Below are 13643 nucleotides of genomic sequence, written 5' to 3' on the forward strand. Positions count from 1 at the left end.
CTGATGTCGATACGAACCCGGATTGCCATCGTCGGTGCAGGACCGGCCGGCCTGCTCCTTGGCCGGATCCTGGACACCCACGGCATCGACTACGTCATCGTGGAACGCAAGTCCCTGGAGTACACCCTGGGCCGGATCCGTGCGGGCATCCTCGAGCAGGGGTCGGTGGAGCTGCTGGAACGGCTCGGCCTCGGCGAGCGGTTGCGCCGCGAGGGCCTGGAACACCGCGGGATCTACCTGCAGTTCGCCGGCGAGCGGCACCACATCGACTTCGAGAAGCTGATCGGCCGGACCGTCACCGTCTACGGGCAGCAGGAGGTGGTCAAGGACCTGAGCCGGGCTCATCAGGCTGCGGGGACCGCGATCTACTACGAGGCCGAGGACGTCGCGCTGGACGGGATCGAATCCGAGCGTCCCCGCGTCACGTTCCGCTGCCGCGGGGAGGACGTCCTGATCGAGGCCGACTACGTTGTCGGGACGGACGGGTTTCACGGGGTATGCCGGCCGTCGATTCCGGACCTGGAGGTCTACGACCGCGAGTACCCGTTCGCCTGGCTGGGCGTGCTGGCCAGCGTCCGCCCATCCACCGACGAGCTGATCTACGCGCTACACGCCGACGGATTCGCCATGCACTCGATGCGCTCGATGGAGGTGTCGCGCTTGTATCTGCAGGTGCCTCCCGATGAGAACATCGATGACTGGCCGGATGATCGGATCTGGGAGGCGCTGCACCGACGTCTCGGCGTGCCGGGCTGGACGCTGGACGAGGGTGAGATCACCGACAAGTCGATCACGCCGATGCGCAGCTTCGTTGCCTCGACGATGCAGCACGGTCGGCTGTTCCTGGCCGGGGACGCCGCGCACATCGTGCCGCCGACCGGCGCGAAGGGGCTCAATTCGGCGATCGCGGATGTCGCGATGCTCGGGGAAGCTATTGCCGCCGGGTACCGGGGGAACCCGGAACCAATGAGCAGCTACAGCCGCCGTGCCCTGAGCCGGCAGTGGAAGACTCAGTACTTCTCGCGCTGGATGACGGCCATGCTGCACCGGGACGATCGCGGTGACTCGAGCGAGTACGACTATCTAGCGCAGCTGGGCCAGCTGCGCTACGTGGTGGAGTCGGAGTTCGCACAGTGCAGCCTGGCCGAGCAGTACACCGGGCTGCCTTACGGCTTGTAGCCGCAGCACCTGGGAGGGTTAGCGGTCTATGCCGCGACTTTAAGCCCCCACCGGAACTAAAGCCTCCCGTTCAGGTGCAGTAAGCCCCCCACCGGAACGTAGGCCTCCCAGCTAGGCTAGGCGGCTCCAGTTGCCCTAGACGATCCGCGCTGCCGCGGCCTGCAATCGGTTGCCGATCTCGGTCGGATCCAGCTCCGAGGCCACGTAGACGACGGCCAGCGCGGCCTGCGGTCCACTGTGTCTGGTCAGCGGAACGGCCACAGATTGCATGCCGGGAATGACCTCATCGTGTGAGTGCGCGAAGCCCGACGCGCGGACCTGCGCCACGTCATCCGCCCGCTCGGCGTGCTCCGGCGCCAGGGTCGGTGTTGTCGCCAGCAGCGCCAGCCCGGGGGCGCCACGTTCCACCGAATGCACGGTTCCGGGACGTTGGGCCACAACTCCGGCGGCGTGCGGCTCGACGCTGAGCAGGGTCACGCACCGGTCGGCCTGTTCGACGACGACGAATGCCGTCATCTGCAGCTCGTCGGACAGCTCGGCAAGGACGGGGCGGGCCGTTGACTGCAAGTCGGTGGCCACCGATCGGGCGAGCACCGCGAGCCCTGCGCCCAGTGCATACCGCGAATCGGCGCCCTTGGTGATCAATCCGTGGTGTTCCAGGGTCTGGATCAGCCGGTAGGCGATTGATCTGTGCACCTCGAGCCGTTGGGATATCTGCGCGATCGATAAACCGTTACTCTCGCCGGTCAACAACTCAAGCACCCGCAGTCCGCGGGACAGGGTTTGCGATAACGGTGGGGTGGGGGAGAGCGAATCTGCGCTAGCCATGATCCTCGATGCTACTCGGGCCGGGTCGGAGCGTACCCTTGTTACGGCGACCCTTTCTGAGTTAAAGTTCTAAGAAAGAACGAAGCGTTCTTATATAGAACACCCTAGTCCCAGAAGGTGGCCGACTGCAACGGGGTGGGCAATGCGAGTTTTTGATCCGGCACGACAGAATGTAGCGCGGCTGCGTAGCGCGTTCGGGCGCTTCGCCACCGGTGTAGCCGTCGTGACTTTCGACGGCCTGGAAAAGCGTCATGGCCTCACGGTCAACTCCTTCACCTCGGTATCGATCGACCCGCCGCTCGTGCTGGTCAGCATTGCCCGGACCACGGCGGCCCACGATCAGCTCGAAGGCAGGCCGTTCACGGTGAACATCCTGGGCGCCGAGCAGGAGAAGGTTGCGCTGCACTTCGCCGGACGGCCGGACAGGGATCCCGAGTGGGTGGAGGGCGATGTCGCGCCGCGGCTGGCCGGAGCTCTGGCGCACTTCGAATGCAACGCCTGGCGGTCATACGACGGCGGTGACCACACCCTCTACCTCGGCGAGGTCGTCGGCTTCGATTACCGGGACGGCGACGCACTGGGATTCTCCAACAGCCGCTTCACAGTCGTTCCGGAGATCAGCCTCGGCGTCGAATACCTGCTCTAGGCAGCGCTGACGCCTGTTCCGATCCGACAGTGCCAGCCCCGCAAGACAACGCTTTCCAGCACGATCAGCACAGCACGATCAGAACAGCACATCAGCGAATGAATCCAAGTCAAGGAGGATTCCATGGGTGCCCGCACCGGCAAGCAGTACATCGAGCAGCTCAATAAGCTGCGGCCAACGGTTCAGATCGACGGCGAGACAGTCACGGAGAACATCGCCGAGCATCCCGCCTTCTCCGGTGTGGTCAATACCTTCGCCGAGCTGTACGACATGCAGCACGACGCTGTCCTGAAGGACGTGCTGACCTACGAGTCGCCGACAACCGGCGACCGCGTCGGCACCTCGTTCATGGTGCCGAAAACCCAGGAAGACCTGATGAAGCGCCGTGAGGCTGCCGCGGCGTGGGCCAACCACTCGTTCGGCATGCTTGGCCGGACCGGCGACTACCTCAACAGCGCGCTGATGGCGCTGTCGACCGCCACCGATTGGTTCAGCAAGGCCGACCAGAACGGTCCCGAGTACGCGGAGAATGCGCGGAAGTACTACGAATACGTGCGGGAGAACGACCTGCTGACGACGCACACGCTGATTCCGCCGCAGGTGAATCGCAGTGTGTCCGGCTCACAGCAGGGTGGCGGGCAGCTCTCGGCGCGGATCGTGGAAGAGAATGAGGAAGGCGTCACGATCACAGGCGCCCGGATGCTGGGGACCGTGGCGCCGATCGCCGACGAGATTCTGGTCTTCCCATCCACCGTGCTCCGCGGCACCCCCGAAGACGCCGCCTACTCCTACGCGTTCGCGCTGCCCACCGACACTCCCGGACTTCGGTTCCTGTGCCGGCGCAGTCTGGACGGCGGTGGCGGTCACTTCAATGAACCGCTGGCTTCACGGTTCGAAGAGATGGACGCCGTCGTGGTGTTCGACAACGTCAAGGTGCCGCGCGAGCGCATCTTCATGCTCGGCAACCCGCAGCTCTGCAACGGCTTCTACACCGAAACCGGCGCCACCGCGCACATGACGCACCAGGTGGTTACCCGGACGACGGCGAAGAGTGAGTTCTTTGGCGCGCTGCTCACCGAAATGGCGGAGTCGATCGGCATCGACGGCTTCAGTCACATTCAGGAAGACATCGCCGAGGTGCTCGTCGCGGCGGAACTTGGCCGCTCGACCCTGCGTGCCGCCGAGGCAGACGCCGCGCTCAACGAGTTCGGGGTGATGACGCCGAAGTGGTCTGCCCTGAACGCCGCCCGTAACTGGTACCCGAAGATTTCGCAGCGTTTCCCGGCAATCGTCCGGAAGTTCGGCGCATCGGGGCTGATGGGCCTGCCAGGCGAAGCCGACGTGTTCGGTGACGCTTCCGGCGACATCGAAACCTACCTGCAGGGCAAGAACGTCACCGGCCCAGAGCGGGTCCGGCTGTTCCGGCTCGCGTTCGATGCCGCCGTCTCGGCGTTCGCCGGCCGGCAGTCGCTGTACGAGTACTACTTCTTCGGCGATCCGGTCCGGATGGCGGGCGCCTACGTGAACGCCGTCGACACCAGTGAGTCGCGAGAACGGGTGCGGAAGTTCCTCGAACGCGGCTGATACCGCAGGCGCCATTCGAGTGACAGGTTGAGTGCGTTCCACCTGGGGCGGCAACGCCCTTAACGTGGCACTGGAGTCCTGGGCGCGGCGCCGGTTACGTTGTTCCCGGTTCTAGAGCAATCGGCGCTTGGCCGCCCAGGTTGTGAGCTCGTGCCGCGAGGACAGCTGCAGCTTCCTGAGCACGCTGGACACGTGCGACTCGATGGTCTTCACCGATAGCACCAACTCGCCGGCAACCTCCCGGTACGAGTAGCCGCGGGCGATCAGCCGCATGACTTCCCGCTCCCGGGCCGACAGCCGATCCAGCTCGTCCTCGATCGCGGCGACCTCGCCAGAGGCGGAACCGAAGGCGTCAAGCACGAAACCGGCCAGCCGGGGCGAGAAGACTGCGTCTCCACCGGCAACCCGTCGCACCGCATCTGAAAGCTCTGCGCCGGCGATGGCCTTCGTGACGTAGCCTCGCGCTCCCGCCCGGATCACGCCGACGACATCTTCCGCGGCGTCCGAGACGCTAAGCGCCAGGAACTTCGACGAACTTCCGCCGGCAACACTGCGCTGGATGACTTCCCGGCCGCCGTCACCGGAGCCTCCCGGAAGGTGCACGTCGAGCAGCACCACATCGGGTGCCTGCGCCAGCACGACATCGACGGCCGCCTCGACATCGCCGGCCTCGCCGACTACTTCGAGATCCTGCGCGAGCTCGCCGCGCACACCTGTCCGCACCAGGCGATGGTCGTCGACGAGGACGACCCGGATCGGACGTGGCGAGCTATCGATCACTGTATTCCTCCCTCTGAATGGTCAGCCGCACTTCGGTGCCGCCGCTCGGTGTGCTGCGGAAGCTGCTGGAGCCGCCGAACTTCTTCATCCTGCCGATAATGGAATCACGTACGCCATGCCGGGACTCATCGACGTCGTCGGGATCGAAGCCCTCGCCGTGATCTCGCACGAAGACCTCAAGCATGGCGCTGCCGAATTCCGCATACACGGACACCGGGCCGCCGGCGTGCACCGCGGCATTGATGGTGGCCTCCCGGGCGGCTGCAAGGATCGCCGATCGTTGCTCGGTATTCCGGGCTGCCTTTGCTTCTGCCTCGGGGTTTCCAGTTTCCGGCTCGACGCTCGTCGCATCGCCGACGATCACCAGCTCGATCTCCACGCCGTAAAGGTCTTCGATTTCGCCGGACTGCTTGCGCAGCGCATCGGCGAGGCTGTCCTCGGGAATTAGCGCCTCGCCGTACAGCCACTCGCGCAATTCGCGTTCCTGGCCTCGGGCGAGCCGGGCGACCTCCGCCGGATCGTTGCTGCGCCGCCGGATCAACGAGAGTGTCTGCAGCACCGAATCGTGCAGGTGTGCCGCGATGTCGGCGCGCTCGCCGGTGCGTGCGGCCTCGGCCCGCTCAGTGAGGATCCGACGTGAGAAGCGCACCGCGAACGGCGTCAGGACCAGCACGATGCCGGCGAGCACCGCGAAGACCGCGACGATAGTCGAATAGACCGGAGTTCCGCTGGTCGCGGCGAGCACGACGAACACGATGCCCACCACGACGAGTGCCAGCCCGCCCAGTAATCGGGCGGCGGCTTGCTGTGTCGTTGCTCCGGTGCGGGTGCGCCACTGACGCCGCTCGGCCTCGTTGAGATTGCCCCAGACCAGGATCAGGCCGATGCTGAGCGCCAGCAGCGGCAGGATGACGGCCCACGGCACGTCCACGCCAGCGCGGGTGGCGATCAATCCGACGGTGACGAGCAGCAGCAACAGGCCAACCGCCAGGGAATTCCATAGGGACGGGCTGCGCCGGTAGCGGTCGCGGAGATCCCTGCTCATCCGAACAAAGATGTCGGCGTCATCGCCCTCACGACCTTGGGAAGATTCTGCGGCCGTGGCAGAGCCGAACAGACCGCGGGGCGCGCCCTCCAGGATCGATCCGTCCTCACCCTCTTGTGGCAGCAAGGCCCACAACCACAGGTAGAGCAGCACGCCGGCGCCGCCGAAAATCGCGGCCACGAGCATAGTGATCCGGACGATGATCACCGGGATGCCGAGGTGCCTGGAGAGCCCGGCGCATACGCCGGCCAGGACGCGCGAGGTGCGGCGCCGTACCAGGGGTTCGCGGGTTTGGTTCACCCTCTGATCTTCACACGGTCGACGGGCCGGTCGGGTCGAAAACGGTGAAAGTTCAGGGTTGATTCAGGGTGGTACCTGATATCGCCGGCATGCATTCGGCAAGCATGCTGGATGTTATGACGAACAATGAAAATTTCAACGATGGGTCCTCCGCCGGGGACTCCGGGCGGGGTTCCTCCTCGCCGGAGGGCCAGCCATCAGCGCAGGGTGCGTCGGCTCCTCAGGGTGCGTCGGCTCCTCAGGGCCAGCCCACGCCGGGTTGGTCCGGCGGCCAAGCTTGGACCGGTGGGCCGGGTTGGTCCGGGGATCAGGGCTGGTCTGGTGGCCAGAGCGGCAACCAGTCGGCTGGCTACGCTCAGCCGCAACGTACGGCGCCGTTCTTCGAGAAGATCCGCCAGCAGGGGGTAGCGCGTTCCGCAGACCGCTGGATCGGCGGCATCTGCGGAACGATTTCGGAGCGGACCGGGTGGGACGTCACTTTGGTGCGCGGTCTTGCCGCGGTCAGCATGCTGTTTTTCGGCATTGGTGTGCTGCTGTACGGGCTCGCCTGGGCTTTTCTGCCGGAACCAGACGGCCGGATCCATGCTCAGGAAGTAGTCCGTGGCATCTGGTCCGGCGGCCTGATTGGATCGGCCCTGCTGGTCCTGGTCGGAATTACCGACCCGGGCATGCACGGCCCGTTCTGGATCATCTGGCCCTGGGGGGATGAGACGTTCTGGTCCTGGTCTGCCCCGGTTGTCGTTGTCGGCCTGATCATCGCGACCGTCGTATTCTTCGTGAATCATAAGGGCAGCGATCGGCAGGCAGCTGCAGCCCCTGGCGATCTCGGCGGCCCGGGTGCCGGTCCCTCCGGCCCTGGCGCAGGTCCCTCCGGTCCGGGTGCAGGTCCCTCCGGCCCGGGTGCCGGTCCCTCCGGTCCGAAGCCGGGTAGTGGGCCGTCGACGGATGGCGGTCCAGAGGCGACCCGCCCTTTTGAGCACGCCCCGGGCACTTCCGGGGCGGCCAACCTGCCGCTGTCTCAGACGACGCCGGTACCGTCAGCACCGGATGCCACGCCAACTTGGCCGGGCGGTGGCCAGCCGCCACGCATCCCGCGGACCCCGGCCGCGCAGCGTCCAGCTGCACAGCGGCCACCCAAGCCTTACAGTCGCGGATCGGGCACGATCGGTCTGCTGTTCGCCGGCCTTGCCTTGCTCGGCTTGGCGACGGTTTGGATCATTGATCGCTCCACAGATCTTGCCGGCGGGCCGTGGTTGGTCGGGGTCGGAGTGGCGTTGGCGATTCTGGGCCTCGGCATCGTCGTCGCCGGGGTTCGCGGCCGGCGCGGCTCGGGGCTGACGTTTCTCAGCTGGGTAGGTGTCGTACTCGCAGTGCCATTGCTCATCATCCCGCAGGGCATCCTCAGCAATGATTTTCGGCCGGTGGTTTCGGATACCGACTGGCAGCCGGTGGGCATCGAATCCGCCGAGCATGGACTTAGCGTTGGAGTCGGGGATCTGACGGTTAATCTTTCCAACCTGCGTTCGGTAGCCGGTGAGGTCGTCGAGGTTCCGGTTGACGTGGGCGTGGGCGACGTTGAGTTGATCCTGCCCGCAGGTGTCACCAGCCGGGTCGAGACCCGCGGCGGCGTCGTCACCGAGAACGACCAGCAGCCAAACGAGACAACGAGCGTGTTCTCCGGGTCGTCCCGTACATACGGAACCGGAGATGCCCAGCTGGTAGTCACGGTGCGGATCGGCACCGGTAATTTCAACGTCCGCAGTGCGGAACCATCTTCCAGCGCAGAGCCAGGAGTAATGCCATGACTGAAAACCACCACTCGAAATCGCCGACGACCCCGGAATCCGATTCCGACTCGCCCGCGGCACAGGCACCCAATGACGATCTGTCTGCGGCTGCTCCCAGCGAGGTGAAATCGCCAACCGTGCAGGCGCCCGATGTCGATCTGTCTGCGGCTGCTCGGAGCGAGGCCGATTCGCCCGCGGCTGAGGTTCACGATCCGACCTGGCCCGCCGTTCCGGCGTACGACGGCGATCGGCTTGGAACTCCGGCCTACGACAACGAATCACCTCCGGGCCCGCACGGCGTTCAGTATGCCGGGAATCAGCAGGTTACGGCCCCGGTCGCGTCGCCGGAACGGCCGGTTCGCACTACCCCGCGGGTCTCAACAATTGTCTGGGGCGTGCTTCTGGTGGTGTTCGGCGGAGGGACCGTGGTGACTCAGCTGGCAAACCTCTACATCGAGCCAGGCCTGGTTCTGATTGCGTTCACCGCGCTCGCCGGTCTGTTGTTGATCGGCGGCGCCGCAATCAGCGGACTTCGTCGCGAGAAGCGCTAGGTTCCGCTGACTCCAGGGTGTTCCCGGAACGTCAGGTACACCCGGACGTCGAAGGAGCCGCATGATCGGCGTCGTTGCCGACTGAAACCACGATGGCTGCGGGATCGCAAACAGCGCCTGCGCAGGTGGCGTGGCAGTATGGCGCTATGGACGCTGACGTCATCGTGATCGGAGCCGGTCTCGCCGGTCTTGTTGCCGCCGCCGAAATCGCGGATTCCGGCAGGAAAGTCATCGTGGTCGAGCAGGAGCCGGAGACTTCTTGTGGCGGCCAGGCCTACTGGTCTTTCGGCGGCCTGTTCCTTGTGGATTCTCCGGAGCAGCGTCGTCTCGGGATAAAGGATTCCTCGGCCCTCGCCTGGCAGGACTGGGAGGGAACGGCCGGTTTCGATCGCGAGGAAGATCACTGGCCGCGCAAATGGGCCGAAGCTTATGTCGAGTTCGCCGCTGGGGAGAAGCGCCGCTGGCTGCACCGACAGGGGATGAGGTTCTTTCCGGTCGTCGGCTGGGCGGAACGCGGCGGCTATGGAGCCGCCGGCCCCGGGAATTCAGTACCGCGGTTTCACATCGTCTGGGGTACGGGCCCGGGCGTCATCGAGCCGTTCCTGCGCCGGGTACAGCGGGCGGCCGCGGACGGGAGAGTCGAGTTCCGATTCCGGCATCGAGTGGACAACCTGACGATCAACGATCGCGTGGTCTCCGGTGTGCAGGGCACGGTCCTTGCCACCAGTCCAACTGCTCGCGGCGCCGCAAGCAGTCGTGAGGCGATTGGCGATTTCGAGCTCTCCGCACAGGCAGTGCTCGTCGCGGCGGGCGGCATCGGCGGCAACCACGAACTCGTGCGGGCAGCCTGGCCGAAGCGGCTTGGTGAGGCACCGGGGTCAATGATCACCGGCGTGCCTAGGCACGTGGATGGCCGGATGCTCGGCATCGCGGTGGAGGCCGGCGCCAATCTGATCAACGGTGATCGGATGTGGCACTACGTCGAGGGCATCAAGAACCATTCGCCGGTGTGGGCCGATCACGGCATCCGAATCCTGCCCGGCCCGTCATCGCTGTGGCTCGATGGCAACGGCCGTCGGCTACCGGCGCCGTTGTATCCGGGATTCGATACGCTGGGCACGCTTCAGCATTTGCGGAAAACCGGGCACGACCATTCATGGTTCGTCACCACGGCGAAGATAGTGGAGAAGGAATTCGCGCTCTCCGGCTCGGAACAGAACCCGGACCTGACCGGCAGGGATATCGGGCTGACGCTCGGCAGGATAAAGCCTGGCCCGACGGCACCTGTCCAGGCGTTCCTTGAACGCGGCGAAGACTTCGTCAGCGCAGCAACCATCGATGAGCTTGTGCGGAAGATGAATGAGCTCACCCCCGATGCGCCGGTCGATGCGGAGACAGTACGGCGTGAGGTGTACGCCCGCGACAACGAGATCGTGAACACCTTCAGCAAGGATCCGCAGGTGACCGCCCTGCGGGGCGCACGAAACTACATCGGCGACAAGCTGATTCGGGTTGCCCGGCCGCACCGGCTGCAAGACCCAAAGGCGGGGCCACTGATCGCGGTGCGACTGCACATCATCACCAGGAAAACGCTCGGTGGCCTGCAGACGAACCTCGAAGGCCAGGTGCTTGCCGCCGACGGTACGGCAATCCCCGGGTTGTACGCAGCCGGCGAAGCGTCCGGTTTCGGCGGCGGGGGCATGCACGGCTACCGCTCATTGGAAGGTACCTTCCTCGGCGGCTGCATCTTCTCCGGCCGCGAGGCGGGTCGCGGGGTCGCGAAGGGTGTGCGTTAGGTTCCGCCGATGTTGATTCAGCATGTGCAACGCGAGCTACGTCACGATTCACGCCATGAAGTTGTGGGTACTAGCCGGGTATGGACAGAGAATCACCAGCACGGCGTTCATCGCCTGCAGACGCAGCCATGAACGGATCGAAGGGACAGCGTGGAGAGTAGAAGTGGACCCGATGAGGCGGAGAGTGGAGTCGGAGCACGGGAGGTCACTGTCGGAATCATTGCCGACCCGGGGTTGCCGACGATGATACTCGAGCAACTCTCTGATCGGCTTGTCGATACGTTCACCGAGCGGGTCGACAGATCGGTCAGCTGGAAACTCGAAACCAGTCGGGACATCCTGCCGCTGAACGACAAGGGTGAAGTACCGCTTGAAGCAGTGACCGAGCGAATGAGAGCCAAACACGGCTGGGACCTCATGGTCTATCTGACTGATCTGCCCAGGCTGCACAATGGCGAACCTTTGGTGTGCGACATCAACGCTCCCGGCCATGCCGCGCTGATTTCCGTTCCCGCCCTGGGAATTCTTCGGGTCTCCCGTCGTGCTTTGCGGGTGATAGTCGAGGCGCTACGGGTAATGATCAGTGACGACGATGATCCGAGCGCCGACGTCGTGATCAATTCCGCCGCCGGAGCCCGCCTCGCCCCGATCCGCCACGGTCCCTCTGGGGAAACAGCGAATTCGTTCTTCCAACTGAAGGGAGTCAGGGGCTATGTTCGACTGCTGACCGGGATGGTGCGCAGTAACCGGCCATGGCGGTTGCTGCCTTCGCTTTCAGGTGCCCTGGCCGCTTCGGCGGCGACGGGCGCTTTTGGTGTCTTCTACACCAGTATTTGGACCATGGCCGATCACTTGAGCCCGGCGAGACTTGCCATGATCAGCCTTTTCGCCATTGGCATCATGGCCACCTGGCTGATCGCGCACAACAACCTGTGGGAGAGGCCGTCCGGGCATGCGCCGAGGCGTCGCGCGGTCCTCTATAATTCCTTCACCATCGGCACCGTTGCTACCGGCGTGATCATTATGTACCTGACCCTTTACCTCGTGCTGTTCCTCGCCGCTCTGGCCGTTATCAACGTTGACTTCCTGGCTTCGCAACTCGGTCACGACGCCGACGCGTGGGACTATCTCAGCCTGACCTGGCTATCTGCCTCGATGGGAGCGGTCGCCGGCGCCCTGGGATCCAGCTTCGATAACGAAGAGGCCATCCGTAGCGCAACCTATAGCCGCCGGGAAAACGAGCGCCACAAGCTTATCGAGGCCCGCGACAACGACAGCGGGGACGACGAGGCCCGCGACAACGAGAGCGGTGACGACACAGCCTGAACATTTGCAGGTGCCGTGGACACCAGGCTGCCCGGGGCGTCCCGGATCGTGAGATTTCGAGTGCTACCGTCCGGTCGGAACCTGCAAATGTCGGTCCACCCGTTCCTGCGTCGGACCATCCGGCCTGCGCTGACCCGCCCAGCGGCTGCCCGACCTACGCTGACCCGCCCAGCGGCTGCCCGACCTACGCTGATCCGGATCCCTGCGGCTGATCCACGATGTCGTCGAACGAGTGGTCCTTGGCCAGGAAGCCGGCGATGAACGAGCACACCGGCACCACCCGCTTGCCCTGCTCCCGCACGTCGTCCAGTGCGAACTTTGCCAGACGCTGTGCGAGGCCCCTGCCTTCGTAGCCGGGATCGACCTCGGTATGGACGAAGACCATCTGCCGTTCCTCGGCGGCCAGGCGGTAGGCGGTGAAGCCAATCACCGAGTTGCCGTCCCGCAGCTCGTACCTGTGTTGTTCGGGGTTGTGCGCCACGGCGATATCGGGCTGCTGGTCGCCATTCGGTTGATCAGTCGTGGACATCATGTCCTCCTTCAACTTCGAACTCTGCTTCAACTTCGAACTCTGCTCGATTGGAACTCTGCGGGGCTGGAACTCTGCGGGGCTGGAACTCTGCTTCGTCGGTATACGGGCCGGCTCGCCATTGCCAAGCCACTTAGCGCCGGGGTTTAAGCGTGACGTTCGGTAGTTCCGGCGCCGGCAAGGCATCCGCGCCAACCAGACCACCGAATTGGGCGGGAGCTGGGTCTCGCCGGACGGCAGCAGCAGGCTCAACCAGGTCATCGTGCCGCGACCCGCCCTCCGGCCGGGAATGCCGCGAGACGGCGTCCAGCCGGGAATGCCGCGAGACGGCGTCCTCCTCCAGGAGTTCCTGCCATGCCGATCGGAAGTGTTCAATCTCGTCGTGACTGCGACCGATGAAATTCCACCACATGGTGATTGACTCCCCTAGGGGTTTGCCGCCGAGCAGCAGGAGCCTCGATGCTGAGTCGCCGGCCGTGATCTCGAGCCGGTTCATTCCCGGCGCCAGATAGGCGAGTTGCCCCGGCTGCACCTCGCGACCGGCGACCTGCGCGGTCCCGGCATCGATAAGCACACCGTGCTCGAAGTCGATGTTCGTTGCGAAAACCGCCGTGCTTCCGGCGCACACGGTGACTTCCGCACCGAGCAGAGGCGAGAAGGTGCGGACGGGGGACTCGTCGCCGGCCAACGAGCCGAGGAAGACCCGCAGTTCGTAACCCGGCCCGGTCACCGGCTTTGGAACATAGTGTTCGAAGCCCGGATCGGTGAAGCGGTGCGCGTCCGGCAGTGCGGTCCACAACTGGACGCCATGCAGGATCGTCGTCTCAGGGGTGGAAAACTCCGAATGGTTGATGCCGCGGCCTGCGGTCATCAGGTTCAGTTCGCCCGGGCGGACCATCGCCTGATGACCCGCGCTGTCCTTATGTTCGACCTCGCCGGAGAACAGCCAGCTCACCGTCTGCAGGCCGGTGTGCGGATGCGGCGGCACTTTCATGCCGCCGGTCAACGCGACGTCATCCGGGCCGTAGTGATCCAGAAAGCACCAGGCGCCGATCAGTGAGCGATCCCGGGTCGGCAGCGTCCGCCGCACGGTCATCGCGCGGATGCCGCCCAACGGAACGTCGCGCGGCTCGATGACCTGCGCCATGGGCCGCGCGGCTTCCAACCGCTCCGCACACAACAGCGGCTTCGGTCGAGCCTCCAGGTTGCTCATGCCGGAATTCTACGTCGCCCGGCGGCCAGCTGCCGGGCACTTGTCCAGCCCGCACTCCGGCCCGCCGTCGAGCGGTCCG

Annotated in this window: 12 protein-coding genes; 7 read left to right on the plus strand and 5 right to left on the minus strand. The window is 65.1% G+C overall.

Features of this window, described 5'->3' with window-relative positions; all coding sequences use genetic code 11:
- Positions 1-3 precede the first annotated feature (3 nt).
- Positions 4-1179: a 4-hydroxybenzoate 3-monooxygenase gene (locus LWF01_RS17775; RefSeq protein WP_349638707.1), complete on the plus strand. Its 1176-nt coding sequence runs from the start codon at positions 4-6 to the stop codon at positions 1177-1179.
- A 135-nt stretch (positions 1180-1314) separates the two neighbouring features.
- On the opposite strand, the gene LWF01_RS17780 is transcribed toward LWF01_RS17775, so the two are convergent.
- Positions 1315-2007: an IclR family transcriptional regulator gene (locus tag LWF01_RS17780; RefSeq protein WP_349638708.1), complete on the minus strand. Its 693-nt coding sequence runs from the start codon at positions 2005-2007 to the stop codon at positions 1315-1317.
- Between the two features lie 142 nt (positions 2008-2149).
- Here LWF01_RS17780 and LWF01_RS17785 point away from each other — a divergent pair, with 142 nt between their 5' ends.
- Complete coding sequence (locus tag LWF01_RS17785) at positions 2150-2653, plus strand: flavin reductase family protein (RefSeq protein WP_349638709.1); 504 nt, start codon at positions 2150-2152, stop codon at positions 2651-2653.
- Positions 2654-2776: 123 nt separating this feature from the next.
- Positions 2777-4237, plus strand: coding sequence for a 4-hydroxyphenylacetate 3-monooxygenase, oxygenase component (hpaB, locus tag LWF01_RS17790; protein WP_349638710.1), 1461 nt, complete (start codon positions 2777-2779; stop codon positions 4235-4237).
- Between the two features lie 111 nt (positions 4238-4348).
- Here the strand turns inward: hpaB and LWF01_RS17795 are convergent, their stop codons facing one another.
- Positions 4349-5017: a response regulator gene (locus LWF01_RS17795; protein WP_349638711.1), complete on the minus strand. Its 669-nt coding sequence runs from the start codon at positions 5015-5017 to the stop codon at positions 4349-4351.
- Positions 5007-6362: an ATP-binding protein gene (locus LWF01_RS17800; RefSeq protein ID WP_349638712.1), complete on the minus strand. Its 1356-nt coding sequence runs from the start codon at positions 6360-6362 to the stop codon at positions 5007-5009. Before LWF01_RS17800 ends, LWF01_RS17795 begins: the two co-directional genes overlap by 11 nt.
- A 116-nt stretch (positions 6363-6478) precedes the next feature.
- Here LWF01_RS17800 and LWF01_RS17805 point away from each other — a divergent pair, with 116 nt between their 5' ends.
- The 4 genes from LWF01_RS17805 (at position 6479) to LWF01_RS17820 (ending at position 11822) form a co-directional block, all read left to right on the plus strand.
- Entirely contained in the window at positions 6479-8167 is a 1689-nt protein-coding gene (locus LWF01_RS17805; protein ID WP_349638713.1) for a PspC domain-containing protein, read from the plus strand.
- Entirely contained in the window at positions 8164-8700 is a 537-nt protein-coding gene (locus tag LWF01_RS17810) for a hypothetical protein (protein ID WP_349638714.1), read from the plus strand. Before LWF01_RS17805 ends, LWF01_RS17810 begins: the two co-directional genes overlap by 4 nt.
- Positions 8701-8846: 146 nt before the next feature.
- Complete coding sequence (locus LWF01_RS17815; protein ID WP_349638715.1) at positions 8847-10496, plus strand: FAD-binding dehydrogenase; 1650 nt, start codon at positions 8847-8849, stop codon at positions 10494-10496.
- A gap of 150 nt (positions 10497-10646) precedes the next feature.
- On the plus strand, positions 10647-11822 hold the full coding sequence (locus LWF01_RS17820) for a hypothetical protein (protein WP_349638716.1): 1176 nt from the start codon (positions 10647-10649) through the stop codon (positions 11820-11822).
- A gap of 184 nt (positions 11823-12006) precedes the next feature.
- Here the strand turns inward: LWF01_RS17820 and LWF01_RS17825 are convergent, their stop codons facing one another.
- Complete coding sequence (locus LWF01_RS17825; RefSeq protein WP_349638717.1) at positions 12007-12351, minus strand: GNAT family N-acetyltransferase; 345 nt, start codon at positions 12349-12351, stop codon at positions 12007-12009.
- Positions 12352-12484: 133 nt separating this feature from the next.
- Positions 12485-13564 (minus strand): pirin family protein, encoded by a 1080-nt coding sequence (locus tag LWF01_RS17830; RefSeq protein WP_349638718.1) that lies wholly within the window; start codon positions 13562-13564, stop codon positions 12485-12487.
- Positions 13565-13643 lie beyond the last annotated feature (79 nt).

It is taken from the genome of Saxibacter everestensis (assembly GCF_025787225.1).
Classification (GTDB): domain Bacteria; phylum Actinomycetota; class Actinomycetes; order Actinomycetales; family Brevibacteriaceae; genus Saxibacter; species Saxibacter everestensis.

Excerpts from the sequence above, each read along its gene's own strand:
- LWF01_RS17775 (WP_349638707.1), top strand. The coding sequence starts at position 4 with ATGTCGATACGAACCCGGATTGCCATCGTCGGTGCAGGACCGGCCGGC.
- LWF01_RS17780 (WP_349638708.1), bottom strand. The coding sequence starts at position 2,007 with ATGGCTAGCGCAGATTCGCTCTCCCCCACCCCACCGTTATCGCAAACC.
- LWF01_RS17785 (WP_349638709.1), top strand. The coding sequence starts at position 2,150 with ATGCGAGTTTTTGATCCGGCACGACAGAATGTAGCGCGGCTGCGTAGC.
- hpaB (WP_349638710.1), top strand. The coding sequence starts at position 2,777 with ATGGGTGCCCGCACCGGCAAGCAGTACATCGAGCAGCTCAATAAGCTG.
- LWF01_RS17805 (WP_349638713.1), top strand. The coding sequence starts at position 6,479 with ATGACGAACAATGAAAATTTCAACGATGGGTCCTCCGCCGGGGACTCC.
- LWF01_RS17810 (WP_349638714.1), top strand. The coding sequence starts at position 8,164 with ATGACTGAAAACCACCACTCGAAATCGCCGACGACCCCGGAATCCGAT.
- LWF01_RS17815 (WP_349638715.1), top strand. The coding sequence starts at position 8,847 with ATGGACGCTGACGTCATCGTGATCGGAGCCGGTCTCGCCGGTCTTGTT.
- LWF01_RS17825 (WP_349638717.1), bottom strand. The coding sequence starts at position 12,351 with ATGTCCACGACTGATCAACCGAATGGCGACCAGCAGCCCGATATCGCC.
- LWF01_RS17830 (WP_349638718.1), bottom strand. The coding sequence starts at position 13,564 with ATGAGCAACCTGGAGGCTCGACCGAAGCCGCTGTTGTGTGCGGAGCGG.